The organism is Sphingomonas alpina, from assembly GCF_014490665.1.
GTDB classification, from domain to species: domain Bacteria; phylum Pseudomonadota; class Alphaproteobacteria; order Sphingomonadales; family Sphingomonadaceae; genus Sphingomonas; species Sphingomonas alpina.
In genome coordinates this window covers 3,693,476-3,711,348 of the sequence record NZ_CP061038.1, presented here as the reverse complement: position 1 = coordinate 3,711,348, position 17,873 = coordinate 3,693,476, and the positions used below count along the sequence as shown (strand labels likewise).

The following is a 17,873-nucleotide window of genomic DNA, read 5'->3' as shown; positions in this document are numbered from 1 at the left end:
CTGTCTTCCTCCGTTCGCCCGGAACCGATATGCGGCGAACGGGGAAGATGCGGCTCGGACCAGCCTAGAAACTGGCCCGTAATGTCGCGCCGATGGTGCGTGGCGTGCCCAATTGTCCGGCATAGGCGAAGGGTGACGTACCGACGATCGCGGTGGTCGTCAGGTTCTGGAAATATTTCTTGTCGAACGTATTGTTGATCCACGCCGACAGATCGTAGCGGCCCTTGGCGAACGTCGTGCCGATGCGGAAATTGGCCAGCGCATAGCCATCGATGCGGCTGTAGGGACCCGCGTCGGCGGTGCCGAAGGTGCCGGAACGATAGCTGATCTGCGCCAGGGCATAGGGACGGAGGCCATTCGCCAGTTCGACATGATAGTCGATCGTCGCGTTGCCGACCCATTTGGGTGCCTGGAACAATGGCTTGCCGGTCAGATCGCACACGCCGGTCACGCCGACCGGGCAGGGCGCATTGGCATAGCTTTTATAGATCGCGCGGTTGTACGACCCGTTGGCGCTCAGCGTCAGATTGTCGGTAGCGAGCAACGACGCATCGACCTCCACCCCGCGCGAGCGCACATCGCCGACATTGGCGAGATAGGAGCGGTTGCCGCTGGTCGGGACGATATTGGCCTGCAATCCCGACAAGTCGGTCGAAAAGGCGCTGAGGTTGAGCGTCAGGCGCCGATCGAACAACTGGCTTTTCAGCCCGAGCTCCCAGTTCCTGACCTTTTCCGGCGCCAGCACGAGCGGCGTGCCCGCCGACACCGCCGAATTCAGGTTGAGGCCCGATCCCTTGTAACCGGTCGAATAGGAGGCATAGGCGAGGACATCCGCGGCCAGCTTGTACGAGATGCTGGCGAGGTACGACACATTGTCGTCAGTGACCGAGACGTCATAGTGGAACGGGATCGAGGTCGGGACATAGGGCGTACCGACGGTCGAGGTATCCGATGTGCCGGATCGCTTGTCATGCGTGTAGCGGATGCCGCCGGTCACGGTGAGGCGGTCGGTGATCGCGAAATTGGCCTGGGCGAACGCTGCGACGCTATCGACCGTCGTGTCGACATCGTCGAGATATTGCGAGCCCGGCGCGATCACCACCGCCGGCGCGGCGGGGTTGGCGAGCCGCGCATAGGTCGTATAGAAATTGCTCGCATCGGTGCCGAACTGGTTGAGGATGAAATGATCCTTCAGCCGCTGGTGGAACAGATAGGCGCCGACCTGCCAGGTGAAGCGGCCGGGGCGTGACGCCAGCCGGACCTCCTGCGAATATTGATCGTCCTTGGTTTGCGCCACATTGACCTGGATCACGTCGAGCGGCGTGCCGTCGCTGTCCTGCAACGGGCTGAAATGCCAGTAGCGCCAGGCCGAGATCGAGGTCAGGCTGGCGAAGCCGAGATCCCAATCGGCCTGGAAGGACACGCCCTTCTGGTCGGTCTTCATGTTCTGCGGCGAGTTGTTGCGCGTGAAATCGAGGCTGCGTGCGGGGGTGTAGCCCAGCGCGGCAAGCGCCTGCAGCGTGCGGCCGGTGGTCGCGCTGAGGTTGGCGGGCAGCACCAGCTTGGTCGCGCTGACGCAGCAACTGTCGTCCTCCATCGAATAATCCGCGATCAGGCGCAGCGTCAGGTTGCTCGCCGGGGTCGCCAGCAACTGGATGCGGCCGCCGGCGCGGCCCACGCTGTTGGCGTCGAGCCCGGTCTTGATATTGTCGAGCACGCCGTTGCGGTGTGTGTTGAACCCGGTGGCGCGAAAGGCCAGCAACCCGTCGATCAGCGGCCCGGTCACGCTGATGCGCTCCTGATTATAGCCGTAATTGCCCGCCGAGAATTCGGCGGTGCCGCCAAAGCTGAATTCGGGCTTGCGCGTGGTGATGTTGAGCACGCCGGCCGAATTGTTGCGTCCGAACAGGGTGCCCTGCGGGCCGCGCAGCACTTCGACCCGGTCGACATCGATCAGGTCGGACAGCGCCATGCCGGGGCGGCCGAGATAGACATTGTCGATATAGACGCCGACCGAAGTGTCGAGACCATCGGACGCGGAGGAGACGCCGATGCCGCGAATGCCGATCGAGCTGTTGCGCGGGTTGGAATTATATGCGGTCAGGCTCGGCGTCTGGAACTGCACATCGGTCAGCGTATAGCCGCCGGTCCGCTCCAGCGACGCGCCGGTCAGCACGGACAGTGCAATCGGCACATCCTGCGCGCGCTCCGACTGGCGGCGCGCGGTGACGATGATCTCGCCGCCCTCCGCCGCTTCGGCGTCGGCCGCCGCCGCCGATCCCGCGTCCGCATCGCGCAGGGGATCGCTGGCAAAGGCCGGTGGGGCAAGCATCGCCATGCCGGCAACACAGGACAGGAGCAGCGCGCGGCGACGGGAGATGTGCATGATGATACCTCGACTTCGAATGATCCGCTCCGGTGGGGTGGCTGACATCCGCTCGTCGCGGCGGCCCGGTCAGCGCCGGACTGGTGCCGTCTTAATTCCTATCTAGTCAATCGGAATTGAGTCGCTTTTCCTCTTGTCCCGACAATAGATTTTCTCCGGTCGCATCCATTGTGGCGGTATATTTCTGCACTCCGCTATGACCGATGATACAGATATTAAATGCAATTTTCAGGCCATGCGCGATACGCGGCCGCCTTGCATGGCGCCGCGCCGGTCTTGATCTTTAATTCCTATAAGATCAGTATGGATTCTGTGGATCGGGAAAGATTTTCTACGTTCGCCAACCAGCCCGACGCGCGCACCCTGAAGGTTCGAACAGCGGCAGGTCGCCGCAGCGATGGAGTAAGCCATGCCGGAAATCGGAAAGATCAACGTCAGCCGTCAGGGCTTTGGCGCGATGGGACTGTCACACAGTTATGGGCAGGCTGACGATGCCGCGTCGATCCGCACGATTCACCGCGCGATCGATCTCGGGGTCACTTTTTTCGATACCGCGACTGGTTACGGTAACGGCCATAATGAGGAATTGCTCGGCCAGGCGATCGCCGCGCGGCGCGACGAACTCATCCTGGCCAGCAAGTTCGTCCACCGCCCCAATGGCGGCGGCGCGGCGGTCGAAGCGGTGCGGCCGCGCGACGCGGTCGAAGCGAGCCTGAAGCGCCTCGGCGTCGAGCGCATCGATCTTTATTATCTCCACCGCGTCGATCCCGACATCGCGATCGAGGAGTCGATCGGCGAACTCGGCCGGCTGGTCGATGAGGGCAAGATCGGCGGCGTCGGCGTGTCGGAGGCAGGCGCGGACGGCATTCGCCGCGGCCATGCCACCTATCCGCTGACGGCGCTGCAGAGCGAATATTCGCTGTGGACCCGTGACGTGGAGGTCGAGATTCTGCCGACCGTGCGCGAACTGGGCATTGGCTTCGTCGCCTATAGCCCGCTCGGCCGGGGCTTTCTCGCCGGGGCCGAAGTGACCGATCCCGACGACCGCCGCCGCCTGCATCCGCGCTTCCAGCCCGAGGCGATCGCCGCCAACAGCCGCCGGCGCGACGTGATCGACCAGGTCGCCACGCGGATCGGCGCGACTGCCGCGCAGGTCAGTCTCGCCTGGGTGCTGTCGCGCGGCGTCGTGCCGATCCCGGGCACGCGCCACATCGCGCATCTCGAGGCGAACTGGGCGGCGAATGATCTGGTGCTCGATGCCGATGCGCTGGTCGCACTCGAGGCCGCCTTCCCGCGCGGCGCCACCGCCGGCGCGCGTTACCCGGCCGAGAGTCTCAGGCTGGTTCCGCCCGAGCCCGTTCCGGCCTGATCTCCTGCTTTTCGACCCATCGCTTTTTCCGAAAGGACCCGCCATGAACATCGCCACCGCCATCCGCCCCGACGCCGCCGATCGTTTCAGCTATAGCCGCATCACCGTCGATCCCGTCACCCCGGTGATCGGCGCGGAGATTTCAGGCGTCGATTTGCGCCAGCCGATCGATCCCGAGACCGCCGCCGAGATCCAGAAGGCGCTGCACGACTGGCGCGTCGTCTTCTTTCGCGACCAGCATATCGACAATGACCAGCTCAAGGCGTTCGGCCGCGCCTTCGGGCCACTCACTCCGGCGCACCCGATCGCCGAGGGGCTGGAGGATCATCCCGAGATCTGGGAGCGCAGCGTCGAGGAATATCGCCAGCGCCGCACCCGTAACGACACCGCCCCGCCCGGACGCGAGCCGCCGCGCGACTATAAGGGCTGGCATATCGACATTACCTTCGTCGCCAATCCCAACCGCTATTCGATCCTGCACGGCGTGGAGATCCCGCCCTATGGCGGCGACACATTATTCGCCAATCTCATCGCCGCCTATGAAGGCCTGTCCGCGCCGATCCGCTCGCTGATCGATGGGCTGCAGGCGGTTCACCGCACCAGCGGCTATGATTCCGCCGGCAGCAAGCCACGCCGCGACGGGCGTTCGACCGGCCCATTCGTGTCGCTCCATCCGCTGGTCCGCATCCACCCCGAAACCGGCGAGAAACTGCTGTTCCTCAACCCCGGCACGATCAGTCATATCGTCGGGTTGAAGGAACCGGAGAGCAAGGCGCTGCTCGACCTGCTGTTCTATGAAGCGACCCGGCCGGAATATCAGGTGCGCTTCCATTGGCGGCCCAAATCACTGGTGGTGTGGGACAATCAGGCGGTCGCTCATGCCGGGCCGATCGACTATTCCAACTTCGATCTGCCGCGCGCGGTGCGCCGCATCACCATTGCCGGCGATCTGACGCGTGGACCCGATGGCTTTGTCTCGCAGCCGCTGGAAGGCGAGCTGTTCAACGTGCTCGACTGATGCCGCGCGCGACGACGGCGACCCGGCCCTGGGGCTTTATCGGCCTGGCTGCGTTCGTTGTGGTCAGCATTGGCCTGCTCTTTGCCTTCGCCCCCAACCGCCAGCCGCCGCGCGACGCAAGTGGTGACCTGGCGGAGACGGCGCCGCTGCCCGACACCGTGACCAAAGACACTGTGCTGGTGGTCGGCGACCCGGTGACGCAATGGGTGTTCGAGCATCTCGGCTGGGACAAGCAGCTGCCCTTCACCGTGAAATGGGCGCAGATCACCGGCGGGCCCGATGTGACCGAGGCGTTCCACGCCAAGGCGCTCGATGTCGGGCTTGGCGCGAACGTACCGCCGATCCATGCCACATGGGTCGGCCTGCCGGTGCGGATCATCGCCTTTCGCCAGCGGCTTGACCCGCTCAAGCACCCCGCTTTCGTGCTCGCCATTGCACCCAAGGCCGGGATCCGGACGCTCGCCGATCTGCGCGGCAAGCGCATCGCGTTCAGCCCGAGCCAGGTGCAGAGCCAAGTCGTGCTGCAGACGCTGAAGGCGCTCGGCCTGACCAAAAACGACGTGAAACTGGTCGAGCTGCCGTCAAGTATCGGCGGCGATGTCTATACCAGCGCACTCGCCAGCAATCTCGTCGATGTCGCGCCGATCGGCAGCGGCATCGTCGCCGAACGCTATCTGCGCAAGTTCGCGAAGGATGGCGCAAAGGTCATTCCGCATCCCGAATTCCGCGACGATGCGGTGCTCGCCTATGTCCCGGCGGAGGTGCTGCATGACCCGGCCAAGGCCGCGGCGCTCAAGCAGTTCGTCCAATGGTGGGGCCGCGCCCAGGCCTGGCAACAGACTCACCGTGATGAACTCGCACGCGGCTATTATGTCGAGCATCAGGGCCTGCCGCTGGCCGACGCGAAACTGATCCTCGCCGCGCTCGGTGACATCGACGTGGCGCGAGGCTGGGATCAGCCGATCGCCTATCAGCAAGCCGCGATCGACCTGCTGGCCCCGGAAATGAACAAGCCGCGCCTTGATGCTGCCACCCTGTTCGATCGCCGCTTCGAAGAGATCGCCGCCAACGGCTTCGCCACCGGCCTGGCCGCCGACCATTGAAAGGAGCAGTCATGAACGCGCCCTTCCCCAACATCGCGACTCTCCCGGCCATCGCGGAAGTGACATTCCCCGGGGTCGCGCCGGGAACACCCGTCCAGCGCCGCAATCGCCGGCTCGGACTCGACGCCCCGCTCGCCTGGGGCTGGGTGCTCGGGCCGGTGCTGCTACTGGTCTATTGGTCGGTCTTCTCGCTCACCGGCTTTCTCGACACGCGCATCCTGCCAGCACCCTGGACAGCGGTCACCGCCGGGATCGAGCTGATCCGCGACGGGCGGCTGCAGGAAAATCTCGCCGTCTCCGCCTGGCGCGCCGCGCAAGGGCTGGCGTTCGGCACGCTGGTCGGCGTGCTGCTCGCACTGATTTCGGGGCTGAGCCTGCTCGGCGGCTATGTCATCGATGGGCTGGTGCAGCTGAAGCGCGGCATTCCGGTGCTTGCGCTGATCCCGTTCATGATCCTGTGGTTCGGCGTGGGCGAAGCGATGAAAGTCACGGTCATCGCCGTCACCGTGTTCGCGCCGATCTATATCCACACCCATAGCGCGCTCCGTGCGATCGATCTCAAGCAGGTCGAACTGGCCGAGACACTGGGCCTCGGGCGCTTCGCCTTTATCCGCCATGTCGTACTGCCCGGTGCATTGCCCGGCATGCTGCTTGGCCTGCGCTTCGGCGTGACCGCGGCCTGGCTCGCGCTGGTGGTGGTCGAGCAGCTTAATGCGACCAGCGGCATCGGTTACATGATCACGCTCGCGCGCAACTATGCGCAGACCGACGTCATGCTGGTCGGCCTGGTGGTCTATGCTTTGCTCGGGCTCGGCTCCGACGCGGTGGTGCGCGTGATCCAGCGGCGCGCGCTGGCGTGGCGCCGGACGCTCGGCGCATGAGCGTCGTCCGCATCCGCGGCCTGGTCCGCCGCTTCACCAAAAAGGGCGTGCTCGACGGCATCGACCTCGACATCGGCGCGGGAGAGTTCGTCGCTTTGCTCGGCCGCAGCGGATCGGGCAAGAGTACCTTGCTGCGCGCGCTCGCCGATCTCGACCATGAAGCGGAAGGATCGGGCGACCTGATCGTGCCCGAGCGGCTGTCGGTGGTGTTCCAGGACGCGCGGCTATTGCCGTGGAAGCGCGTGCTCGACAATGTCATTCTCGGGCTCGACGGCGCCCATGCGCGGCAGCGCGGGCTGGAGGCGCTGGCTGAAGTCGAGCTCGACGGGCGCGAACGCTCCTGGCCTTATGAATTATCCGGCGGCGAGCAGCAGCGCGTCGCGCTCGCCCGCTCGCTGGTGCGCCGGCCCGAATTGCTGCTGGCGGACGAGCCGTTCGGCGCGCTCGATGCGCTCACCCGCATCCGCATGCATGTCCTGCTGCGCCGCCTGTCCGCGACGCATAATCCGGCGGTGCTGCTCGTCACGCATGACGTTGATGAGGCGATCGAGCTCGCCGACCGCGTGGTGGTGCTCGACCAGGGCCGCATCGTCGCCGACATCCGGGTCGCACTGCCGCCGCCCGGCGCCGCGCGGCGCGAGCGCTTCGCCGCGCTCCAGCATGAGCTGCTCGGCCTGCTCGGCGTCGAGACCCAGTCCGGCGCCTCCCCCTACGCTGCTTCCCCTCCAGACAGAGCAAGGATCACCGCATGAGCCAGACGGATCGCAAGCCCAACCGCAAACTGCGCCTCGGCGCCTTTCTCCAGGCGACCGGCCATCATGTTTCGGCCTGGCTACACCCCGCGACGCAGGCCGATGCCGGCCATAATCTCGACCATTACAAACAGATCGCGCAGACTGCCGAGCGCGGCAAGTTCGACCTGGTGTTCGTCGCCGACAGCCCTGGCGGCTATGCCGATTTCACGGACGAGGCGACGTTCCGCCAGAATGCCAAGGCGGCGCATTTCGAGCCGGTCACTTTGTGGTCGGCATTGTCGCAGGTGACCGAGCGGATCGGCTTCGTCGCCACCTCGACCACCACCTATGAGGACCCCTACACCACGGCGCGCAAATTCGCCTCGCTCGACTGGATTTCGGGCGGCCGCGCGGCGTGGAACGTCGTCACCACCGGTGCGGACGTGTCGGCCAATTTCAGCAAACCCGCGCATCTCGAACATTCGCGCCGCTACGAACGCGCGGAGGAATATATCGATGTCGTGAAGGGGCTGTGGGACAGTTACGAAGACGACGCGTTCGTGCGCGACCGGGATGCCGGCGTGTATCTCGACACCGATAAATTCCATGTCCTCGGCCATGAAGGCGAGCATTTCCAGGTGCGCGGCCCGCTCAATATCGGCCGACCGCCGCAAGGCTATCCGGTGATCGTGCAGGCCGGCGCGTCGGAACCGGGCCGCGAGCTTGCCGCGCGCACCGCGGAGGTGATCTTCACCGCCAATCTGATCCTCGCCGATGCGCAGGATTTCTACCGCGACGTGAAGGCACGCCTGCCGCGCTATGGCCGCCGCGGCGAGGATCTGCTGGTCATGCCGGGAATCTTCCCGGTACTCGGCGGGACCGAGGCGGAAGCGCAGGCCAATTATGAGGAACTGCAATCACTGGTCCATCCGGCGGTCGCCTGGGGCATCCTGCGGCGGCATTATCAGGGGGCCGACCTGTCGGGCTATTCGCTCGACGATATCGCCCCGCCGTTGCCGAGCGACACCAATGGCAGCAAGAGCCGCCTGAAACTCGTGTCCGACCTGGTCGAGCGCGAGCGGCCGACCTTGCGCCAGCTCTACCGCCAGGTCTCGACCGCGCGCGGGCATCTGACCAGCGTCGGCACGCCCGAACAGATCGCCGATGTGATCCAGTCCTGGTTCGAGGGCGAAGCGGCGGACGGCTTCAACATCATGCCGCCGATCCTGCCCACCGGTCTGACCGATTTCGTCGATCAGGTCGTGCCGATCCTGCAGCGGCGCGGGCTGTTCCGCGAGGAGTATGAAGGCCGCACCCTGCGCGAGAATCTCGGGCTGCAGCGGCCGGTGAACGGCCTGACCAACCGCGCCGTAACGCCAAGGCTGGAACACGCATGAACGAGGCGCACAGCGCCATCCGCGCGCGCTACCGCCATGATGACGCGCCGCTGCCGATAACCGACAATGCCACGCTGCACACGCTGTTCGATCATCGCTCGATCCGCGCCTATCTGCCCGATGCGCTCGATCCCGGTACGATCGAGACTTTGGTCGCCGCCGCGCAATCCGCCGCGTCTTCGTCCAACTTGCAGGTGTGGAGCGTGGTCGCGGTGCAGGATCCCGAGCGCAAGGGACGACTGGCGGCGCTGGCGGGCAACCAGAAGCATATCGTCGAGGCGCCTTTGCTGCTGGTCTGGCTGATCGACTTCGACCGGCTGACGCAGATCGGCGAAGCGCTCGGTACCCGGCCCGAGGCGCTCGACTATACCGAAAGCTTCCTGCTCGGCGCGGTCGACGCGTCGCTTGCCGCGCAGAATGCGGTGGTCGCGCTTGAATCGCTTGGGCTTGGCTCGGTCTATATCGGCGGCATCCGCAACAAGCCGGTCGAGGTCGCCGCCGAACTCAACCTGCCGCCGCGCGTCTTTCCCTTGTTCGGGCTGGTCGTCGGCAGGCCCGATCCGGCGCGCCCGGCCTCGATCAAGCCGCGCCTGCCCCAGGCATCAGTGCTGTTCCACGAGCATTATGCCTGGACCGAGGCGCAGGTCGAAGCGGCGCGGCATTATGACGAGCGGTTGCGCGGCTTCCAGCGCGAACAGGGCCTGATCGAACGCGACTGGAGCGACCAGGCCAGCGAACGCACGCGCGGCCCCTGGTCGATGGCTGGCCGGCATGTGTTGCGCGACGTGCTGGGCGAGCTGGGGTTTCAGCTTCGCTAGGCAATAAACAGAACTCCCTCTCTCCGTTCGCCCTGAGCTTGTCGAAGGGCCGTTCTTCTCTTCTCAGCATTGGAGAAGGAGAACGGTGCTTCGACAAGCTCAGCACGAACGGGGAGGGGACAGTCTCCAGATCCCGCTAAAGTTCCCGCAACGCCTGCGCCGGCCGCACGCCAAGGATCGGCCACGCACCCGCCAGCCCGAGCGCCATCACGCTCGCCACCCCGGCAACCAGCGTCGCGGCGACTGCGCTATAATCGGGCAGCCAGTCGAACTCGAACAGCTCGACCACCACATACCAGGCGCCGCCCAGCCCAAGCAGGAGCGCCAGCAGCGCCAGCGCCGCGCCGAGAAAGGCATATTCGATCGCCTGGCTCGCGAGCACCTGCGCTCTTGTCGCGCCAAGCGTGCGCAGGATGACGCTGTCATAGGTCCTGACTTCGCGTGCAGCAGCGATCGCGCCCACCAGTACCGCGATCCCGGCGAGCACCGCGACCGATGTCGCCGCGGTGATTGCGGCGGCCATTTGAGTCACCAGATCGCGCACCTGAGTGAGCACCGCGCCGACCTCGATCACTGACACTGACGGAAAGGGCGTCAGCAACGCACGCATCACCGCGCTCTCCCGTCCTGCCGGCAAGTCGATCGTCGCGGCAAGATTGTGCGGCGCATCGGCAATCGCATTGGGCGAAAACACCATCACATAATTGAAGCCAAGCGTATCCCAGTTGATCCGCCGGAACGACGCGATCCGCGCACTGCGCTCGACTCCAAGCAGACTGTAGTGGATCGGATCGCCGATCTTCAGGGCCAGCGCCTGTGCCAACCGCTCGTCGACAGACACCAGAGGCGGCCCGGCATAGTGCGCCGGCCACCAGCGCCCCGCGGTCAGAATGCTACCCTCGGGCAGGGTCGCGGCATAAGTCAGCCCGCGCTCGCCGCGCAGTGCCCAGGCACCGTCGGGAATGGTCTTGAGATCGGCAACACGGGTCGTGCCATAGCCGGTGATCGTCCCGCGCAGCGCCGGCACGGTGGCGATTCCCGCGCGCGGCTCGATCGCGGTGACGATGCGGCGGAACTCGGCCTCGCGGTCGCGCGGTACATCCAGCGCGAACAGCGCCGGTGCGCGCTTCGGCACGGTCTGCGCGATATTGGCGTCGATGCTGGTGCGGATCGCTGCGAGCAGCACGAACAGCGTCAGCCCCAGCCCAAGCGCGACGACCAGCGCCCCGGTCCGCGCCCCCGGCCGGTGCAGCGCGGCGATCGCGAGCCGCAACAGGGGGCGCCGCGCGCGCGGCACTGCCGCCGCACCCCGGCGCACCACCCAGCCGAAGCCGGCCAGCATCAGCAGCACACCGGCCATCGCGGCGAGGAACCCGGCGGTCAGCCAGGGCTGCTCCGCCGACCCCAAGGCCAGCGCAACGATCGCCGCGCCCGCGCCGGTCATCCAGGGCAGGGTCCGGCGCAGCGGTGCGCGGCGCTCATCGAATACGCCGCGCAACAGCCCCGCCGCGGGCACGCTGCCTGCCGCGACGAGCGGCGGCGCGGTAAAGGCGAGCGCGATCAGCATGCCATACGCCGCGGCCAGCAAAAGCGGCAGCCACTCGATCGAGAAGCTTGGCGCGACCGGCAGGACATCGCCCGCCAGCGCCACGATCAGCGGCACCGCGCCAACGCCGACCACCAGCCCGGCGAGGATTCCGACCGCCGCGACCACGCCGATCTGCAGCACATAGACGCGTGCGATCATGCCCGATGTCGCGCCCAGCACTTTCAGCGCGGCAATGCCTCCGCGCCGCGCGGCGAGGTAGGAGGATACGCCATTGCCGACACCGATCCCGGCAATCACCAGCGCGGAGAGCGCGACCAGCATCAGGAACTGGCCCATCCGCTCGACGAAGCGCGCGGCGCCCGGCGCGGCGCGGTCGCGAGTCTTGGCTTCCCAGCCGGCGACGGGGAATTTCGCCTTGAACCCGCTCACCGCATCCGCCGCCCGCGCGCCATTGCGCATCTTCACGCGGTATTTGCTCTCATACATGCTGCCCGGCTGGATCAGCCCGGCACGCGTCATGCCCGCCTGTGAGACGATTGCGACCGGGCCCAGGGTGAATCCCTCGCCGAGCCGGTCGGGCTCATCGGTAATGATTCCGCCGACCGTGAAGCGCGCCGAGCCCAGCTTGAATGTATCGCCGGCCTTCGCGCCGAGCCGGTCGGCCAAAGCCGGCGCGATCCACACCATGTCCGCCCCGGGCGCGCGAACCACGCGCCCGCCCTGCAAGGTCAATTGTCCGTACAACGGATAGGCGGCATCGACCGATTTCAGCTCGACCGGCACGATCAGCGGCTTGGCCTCGTTCCCGCCAACCGCCGTCGCCTGCATCCGCGCGGTCTCCGACACGATGCCGATCGCCGCCATCGCCGCACGCTCGGCCGGGTCGGCCCCGCGCTGCGAAATGGCGAATTCGACGTCACCGCCCAGGATCACGGCGCCGCGCGTCGCCAGTTCGCGGTCGATTGCCTGGGTCAGGCTGCCGATCGCCGCCAGCGCGCCGACGCCAAGGAACAGACAGGCAAGCAACAGCCGCAGCCCGCGAAACTTCAGGTCGATCTCGCGCCGCGCCAGCCGCCACGCCGTCCGCCAGTCGTTCCCGGAGTCGCTCATCGCACGCGGTCCGCGACGATCCGCCCATCGGCCAGCTCGACGATCCGGTCGCACCGCGCCGCCAGCGTCGCGTCATGCGTGATCACCACCAGCGTCACGCCGGCCGCCGCCTGGCGCTCGAACAGCAGATCCATCACCGCAACACCGGTGGCGGTGTCGAGATTACCGGTCGGCTCATCGGCAAACACCAGGTCGGGACGCGGCCCGAGCGCACGGGCGATCGCCACGCGCTGTTGCTCGCCGCCCGACAATTGCGCCGGATAATGGTCGAGCCGGTGGCCGAGCCCGACCGCTTCCAACTCGGCATCGGCGCGCGCAAACGCGTCGGTCATTCCGGCCAGCTCCATCGGCACCGCGACATTCTCGCGCGCGGTCATGGTCGGCAGCAAGTGAAAGGCCTGCAGCACGATGCCGATCCGCCCGCGCCGCGCCCGTGCCAGCGCATCCTCGTCGAGCGTGCCGAATTCCAGCCCCGCCACCGCGACGCTGCCCGAACTGGCGCGTTCGAGCCCCGACAGGATCGCCATCAGCGATGATTTGCCCGATCCCGACGGCCCAAGCAGCGCAAGGCTGGTGCCGCGCGCCACGTCCAGATCGATGCCGCGCAGGATCACGGTCGGCGCAGCGGCGGCCCCCAGTGTCAGCGTGACTCCGCGCGCGGCGATCACCATATCGTCGGGGGTAAGGTTCGGCATGTCAGGGAAGCCTGGCTGGGAAGTTGATGATGAAGGCGGGAAGCATGACGATAGGAAGACGCGCATATGGGGCGGGGTTGCTGCTTCTCCAAGCACTGCTGCTGACAAGCTGCGGCCCGCAGCCGACCGCGGTGACCAACACCGCCGCCGCTGCGACGCCGGACGTGCCCGCACCTCCGGCCATAACGCCGGTCGCCGGCCCCGAACGCAGCGTGCTGGCATTCGGCGACAGCCTTTATGCCGGCTACGGCCTGGCGCGGGGCCAGAGCTTGCCCGATGCGATCCAGGCGCGGTTGCGCGCGCAGGGGCTGAACGCATTGATCGTCAATGCCGGTGTCTCCGGCGACACCAGCGCGGCGGGCCGCCAGCGCCTGTCCTTCGCGCTCGACAATCTCAAGCGCAAACCAGATCTGGTCCTGCTTGGCCTTGGCGGCAATGATGTGCTGCGCCAGATTCCTCCGACCGAAACCCGCGCCAATCTCGCCGCGATGCTGGGCGAACTGCGAGACCGCAAGATCCCGGTGATCCTCACCGGTATGCGTGCGCCGCCCAATCTCGGCCCTGATTATGTCGCGGCGTTCGACCGCATCTACCCCGATCTGGCGAAGGAATATGGCGCGACGCTTTACCCCTTCATTCTCGACGGGGTGATCGGCAATCGCAGCCTGATGCAGGCCGACAGCATCCACCCCAATGTCACCGGCGTTACCCGCATCGCCGACCGGCTGGCGCCGATCGTGGCAGAGCGGTTGAAGGAGGGCGGCTGAAGTCGAACGGCTTCAGGCAGACCCCTTGTCATTCCCGCGAAAGCGGGAATCCCGCTTCTTCTTCTTTTTCTGAGCGTGGGCAAAGGCAGCGCTATTCCTGCTTTCGCGGGAATGACGGGAAGGGCTTGTCCCGCTGTAACCCAACTCTGCAGGGATGCCATTTTCGTTCGCCACCGATTCAATGTTACGCGGGGTCATGCCATCACCACGTGCGAGTGCGACCCTGATCGGCCGCGCTCGCGCTCTTTCCACCGTGGAAACAACTGAACCACCGGCGATCTGCTCGCCGGAAACGGGTGAACTCGCCCGTCGACGATCACTCTCAATGTCCAAAAACCCGTTGCTGTTCCGCCGCGAACAGCGCTGTTTCCCATGCTGTTATCTGCTGTTCCGCTGCTGTTATTCAATAACAGCAGCGGCGGGTATCAATCCATTGAACAAAAACAGGAATTTTCCGCCGAAAATCCAACTTAACAGCAGTGAAAAAATTCCGCCGAATAACAGCATGAAACAGCATGGCGGATCAGACATTCTGTGTTCCTGTCCGGCAATTGCATCCGGATCCGATCTTGTTGGCCAACATCGCTTTACTCGGCGTCATGCGGGACGCATCCTCCGATCCGGAAACGGACGTATGCCGGAGTCGCCGTCGCTTCCTGTCTGGGCTCCGCCTGTAACGGCCGGCAGCCTGCGAAGCGTTATCGAGGATGAGCGGCGACAGGGGAGAAAGTCATGTCCGTCTTGAACAGCAGGAACTGGAAAGCGATCGAAAGCAGCGATCTGGTCGGGTCGGCGTATCTGCTCACCGTTCTGGGTGAGGTCGAAGTGTCGCAGATCAACGAGACGCCGGTACTGAAACCGGCCGTGCCGCAGGGCATCAACCCGGAGATTCTACTCCTCGACCTGTCGACCCAGACCACCGGTGATGCTGGTGGCGGCGCGACCAAATGGACGCCGGCCACCTGGTCGCAGCCGGTCTCGGCGGGAGAATATGTCACGGTCGATATCGTTGGCCAGGCCAGCGTTCCGGTCGAGCGTGTGTTGTCCTGAGGGGGCGCGTACCGGTCCGTAAAAGGGGGAAATGATGAGCGAACCGATCCAGAGGGGCGTAGACGCCTTCTTCACGTCACCGGTCGTGCGCAGCGCGCAGGACTCGATCTTCGCGGCGCTGCCGGGGATGGCGTGCCGCCGCCCACCGGCCGCGCCTTCTCCGTCTTTGTCGCCGAGGATATGGAGGCCGCGATCGCGGTCGCCGACCGTATGGCGCAGGCCGCGACCGAGGCGCTTGCCGGCGACGGCAGCGACAATGACGCGGTGGCGGCGGCGTTCGCGCTGGCCGCAGAGCTGCGCGGCAATTATCCCGACGGGCTGGTCGATCACGCCGCCAAGCTGTTCCTCACCCATGACCATGCCGCGCGCAATGTGCGCATTCCCAATCTCATGTCGCGCATGACGGTCAATGCCACCAGCCCGCTGGCGGGAACGGGGACCGGGACGCTGCCTGCGCTTGGCGGCACCACCGGGTCGGCGGACGAGGACAAGGTCAACTGGTTCCGCGAAGACCCGCTCGCGAACGAACATCATGAACATTGGCATCTGGTCTATGTCCGCTTCGACAGCCCGGGCTTCTCGATCCGACCGCGCCACGGCGAGCTGTTCTTCTACATGCATCAGCAGATGCTCGCGCGTTACGATGCCGAACGGCTCGGTGCCGGCCTCGACCCGGTCGAGGCGTTCGATGATTATACCGCGAGCATCGGCGTCGGGTATGATCCGGGCGGGCTGGCGATCGGCGGGGTGACCTATCTGCCGCGCCCCGCCAACGGCAAATGGGCGCAGCTTGCCCTGATCAACAATTATGCTCCGGCCGATCATGCACAGCGCCGCGACCGGCTGCGCGATGCCGCGGCCAACCTCAAGCTGGCGGTGCCGGGCGGCGCATCGCTGGTGCTGGACGGCGCGCCGGGCAGCGACGCGCTTGGCCATGCCGATGAAAGCAGCGGCAAGAGCATCAGCGGCGCGGGGTACAACAGCTTTTACGGCAACCATCACGGCTTCGGCCATGTCTTCACCGCCGCTCTGTCCGACCTGGCGAGCTACGAAGGCGGCGTGATGTACAATCCAGCCTCGGCGATCCGCGATCCGTTCTTCTGGCGCTGGCATCGCCATGTCGACGACATCAACTTCGCCTATCAGGAAAAATTGCCGGCCAACGACTTCGCTGCCGCGCCGGACGTGGTATTCGGCGGCGGCAACGATGCCGGGCTGGTGATCCTCGACAGCGCGCGGTTCCGCAATGCCGCGGCCGCCCGTGGCGAGACGGTGGACCAGCTTGCCGGCGCATTGCTCGGCGGTTCACGCTTTACGCGCAACGCGGCACAAGGTGTCGAAACGGTCGGCCAGGTCAATGGCCAGCCGCTCCAGGTCACGCTGCACGACACGATCGAGACCGAGCTGCGTCACGGCATCTTCCAGCTCAACACCGACCAGCAGGTCGAGGATCAGCCGCGCTTCACCTATCCCTATCTGTGGCACCCCTCCTATCACTTCGCGGTCCGGCTGCGCTCGACCGCGGCGGTGGAACAACTGGTGACGGTACGGCTGTTCCTTTGCCCGGCCCATGCGGTCGGCGGGGTGGCGGACGGCTCGCTCAACGATCGCCGGCTGTGGATCGAACTCGACAAGTTCGCTGCGCCGATCGCGCCGGGCGAGGAGAAGGTGCTGACCCGCGCCGATACCGATTCGACCCTCGTACGCCGCCCGGTCACCGCGCTCCACGCCAATCCCGATGTCGTGCGCGACCTGCATTTCGAGCAGCAGGGCGACGACCATCCCGACGCGGCGGCATGCGAATGCGGCTGGCCCTATCACCTGCTCTATCCGCGGGGCACCAAATCGGGGATGCGCTTCGCGCTGCTTGCGGTGGTGACCAAGGACGACGCGCTGATCAAGCAGGGGCAATGCGGCTCGATGAGCTTCTGCGCGGTGACCGACGAATATCCCGACGCCAAGCCGATGGGCTATCCCTTCGATCGCCCGCTGGCCGCGCCGCTCGCCGACCTGGTCGCGCAGAATCCATCACTGGCGCTGCGCTTCATCACCATCAAGGAGCGGTGAGAACCCAAGAAAGTGCTTCCCCGGCGCAGGCCGGGGCCCAGTCGAACAGGCCGGAGTAACGAAGCGCAGCCGCAGTGATCGTCTGTTTCTCAACTGGACCCCGGCCTGCGTCGGGCAAGCAGCGTTGGTGCCAGGCCTCAGTCGCGATAGCCCGGATTGACCCGGTCGAGCTTGCGCAGCAGCGCCGGCCAGGCGAGCAGGTCGGACAGCATGCGCATGCCGGGGCCGGTGGACTGGTCCTTGACCTTCTCCGCCACGCCCTGTTCCGGATTGTTGAGATTGTCGCGCCCCGCGCTGAGCATCAGGATCTGCGCTTCGCAGGCGCGCTCGAGGAAATACATTCGGATAAAAGCCTGCGGGATCGACTCGCCGACCGTCAGCGTGCCGTGGTTGCGCAGGATCATCGCATTCTTGGTGCCCAGATCGGCGACCAGCCGCTCGCGTTCCTCCAGGTCGGTCGCGATGCCTTCGAAGTCGTGATAGGCGACGTCGTGCTGCGCGATCATCGCGGTCTGGGTGTGCGGCAACAGGCCGAACGCCATTGCCGACACCGCCTGGCCGTGCGGGGTGTGGAGATGGAGCACTGCGGTCGCATCCTCGCGCGCGGCATGGATCGCGGAGTGGATGACGAAGCCGGCCTGGTTCACCGGCGCGAGCGAGTCGCCGACCTTGTTGCCGTTCAGGTCGATCTTGACCAGCGCCGACGCAGTCATTTCCTCGAACATGTGCGAATAGGGATTGATCAGGAAATGATGCTCGGGTCCGGGCACGCGCGCCGACAAATGGGTGAAGATCAGGTCGTCCCAGCCGAACATCGCGACCAGCCGGTACGCGGCGGCGAGATCGACCCGCAATGCCCATTCCGCATCGCTGATCTGCTCGCGGGGGGTGATCATCTGTGCGGTCGCCATCGTCTCTCTCCTTCGTAT

14 protein-coding genes are annotated in these 17,873 nt (G+C 65.9%); 10 read left to right on the top strand and 4 right to left on the bottom strand.

Translation table 11 applies throughout. From position 1 onward, the window contains the following. Window positions 1–64 precede the first annotated feature (64 nt). Window positions 65–2,386, bottom strand: a complete 2,322-nt coding sequence (locus tag H3Z74_RS17360; protein WP_187760829.1) for a TonB-dependent receptor — start codon at window positions 2,384–2,386, stop codon at window positions 65–67. Window positions 2,387–2,795: 409 nt separating this feature from the next. On the opposite strand from H3Z74_RS17360, the gene H3Z74_RS17355 reads away from it, so the two are divergent. The 7 genes from H3Z74_RS17355 to H3Z74_RS17325 are packed head-to-tail and all read left to right on the top strand — an operon-like array spanning window position 2,796 to window position 9,706. Next, entirely contained in the window at window positions 2,796–3,755 is a 960-nt protein-coding gene (locus tag H3Z74_RS17355) for an aldo/keto reductase (RefSeq protein WP_187760828.1), read from the top strand. A 43-nt stretch (window positions 3,756–3,798) separates the two neighbouring features. After that, on the top strand, window positions 3,799–4,773 hold the full coding sequence (locus H3Z74_RS17350; protein ID WP_187760827.1) for a TauD/TfdA dioxygenase family protein: 975 nt from the start codon (window positions 3,799–3,801) through the stop codon (window positions 4,771–4,773). Continuing rightward, window positions 4,773–5,876 (top strand): ABC transporter substrate-binding protein, encoded by a 1,104-nt coding sequence (locus H3Z74_RS17345; protein ID WP_187760826.1) that lies wholly within the window; start codon window positions 4,773–4,775, stop codon window positions 5,874–5,876. The genes H3Z74_RS17350 and H3Z74_RS17345 overlap by 1 nt, the downstream gene beginning before the upstream one ends. Window positions 5,877–5,887: 11 nt before the next feature. Then, window positions 5,888–6,757 carry an ABC transporter permease gene (locus H3Z74_RS17340; RefSeq protein ID WP_187760825.1) on the top strand — a complete coding sequence of 290 codons (870 nt, stop codon included), beginning with the start codon at window positions 5,888–5,890 and terminating at the stop codon, window positions 6,755–6,757. Continuing rightward, on the top strand, window positions 6,754–7,509 hold the full coding sequence (locus H3Z74_RS17335; protein WP_187760824.1) for an ABC transporter ATP-binding protein: 756 nt from the start codon (window positions 6,754–6,756) through the stop codon (window positions 7,507–7,509). The genes H3Z74_RS17340 and H3Z74_RS17335 overlap by 4 nt, the downstream gene beginning before the upstream one ends. Continuing rightward, window positions 7,506–8,888, top strand: coding sequence for an LLM class flavin-dependent oxidoreductase (locus H3Z74_RS17330; RefSeq protein ID WP_187760823.1), 1,383 nt, complete (start codon window positions 7,506–7,508; stop codon window positions 8,886–8,888). The genes H3Z74_RS17335 and H3Z74_RS17330 overlap by 4 nt, the downstream gene beginning before the upstream one ends. Beyond that, window positions 8,885–9,706: an NADPH-dependent oxidoreductase gene (locus H3Z74_RS17325; RefSeq protein ID WP_187760822.1), complete on the top strand. Its 822-nt coding sequence runs from the start codon at window positions 8,885–8,887 to the stop codon at window positions 9,704–9,706. Before H3Z74_RS17330 ends, H3Z74_RS17325 begins: the two co-directional genes overlap by 4 nt. A gap of 136 nt (window positions 9,707–9,842) precedes the next feature. Here the strand turns inward: H3Z74_RS17325 and H3Z74_RS17320 are convergent, their stop codons facing one another. Both H3Z74_RS17320 and H3Z74_RS17315 read right to left on the bottom strand, forming a co-directional pair. Next, complete coding sequence (locus tag H3Z74_RS17320; RefSeq protein ID WP_187760821.1) at window positions 9,843–12,365, bottom strand: ABC transporter permease; 2,523 nt, start codon at window positions 12,363–12,365, stop codon at window positions 9,843–9,845. Continuing rightward, window positions 12,362–13,060 carry an ABC transporter ATP-binding protein gene (locus H3Z74_RS17315; protein ID WP_187760820.1) on the bottom strand — a complete coding sequence of 233 codons (699 nt, stop codon included), beginning with the start codon at window positions 13,058–13,060 and terminating at the stop codon, window positions 12,362–12,364. Before H3Z74_RS17315 ends, H3Z74_RS17320 begins: the two co-directional genes overlap by 4 nt. A gap of 44 nt (window positions 13,061–13,104) precedes the next feature. Between H3Z74_RS17315 and H3Z74_RS17310 the strand changes: the two genes are divergently transcribed. The 3 genes from H3Z74_RS17310 to H3Z74_RS17300 all read left to right on the top strand — a co-directional run bounded on the left by H3Z74_RS17310 (window position 13,105) and on the right by H3Z74_RS17300 (window position 16,944). Beyond that, window positions 13,105–13,827: an arylesterase gene (locus H3Z74_RS17310; RefSeq protein WP_187760819.1), complete on the top strand. Its 723-nt coding sequence runs from the start codon at window positions 13,105–13,107 to the stop codon at window positions 13,825–13,827. A gap of 732 nt (window positions 13,828–14,559) precedes the next feature. Then, a complete protein-coding gene (locus H3Z74_RS17305) occupies window positions 14,560–14,877 on the top strand; it encodes a hypothetical protein (protein WP_187760818.1) in 318 nt (105 codons plus the stop codon). Window positions 14,878–15,009: 132 nt separating this feature from the next. Further along, window positions 15,010–16,944, top strand: a complete 1,935-nt coding sequence (locus H3Z74_RS17300; RefSeq protein WP_187760817.1) for a hypothetical protein — start codon at window positions 15,010–15,012, stop codon at window positions 16,942–16,944. A 137-nt stretch (window positions 16,945–17,081) separates the two neighbouring features. Here H3Z74_RS17300 and H3Z74_RS17295 read toward each other — a convergent pair whose 3' ends face one another. Beyond that, window positions 17,082–17,855: a class II aldolase/adducin family protein gene (locus H3Z74_RS17295; protein ID WP_187760816.1), complete on the bottom strand. Its 774-nt coding sequence runs from the start codon at window positions 17,853–17,855 to the stop codon at window positions 17,082–17,084. Window positions 17,856–17,873: the final 18 nt, after the last annotated feature.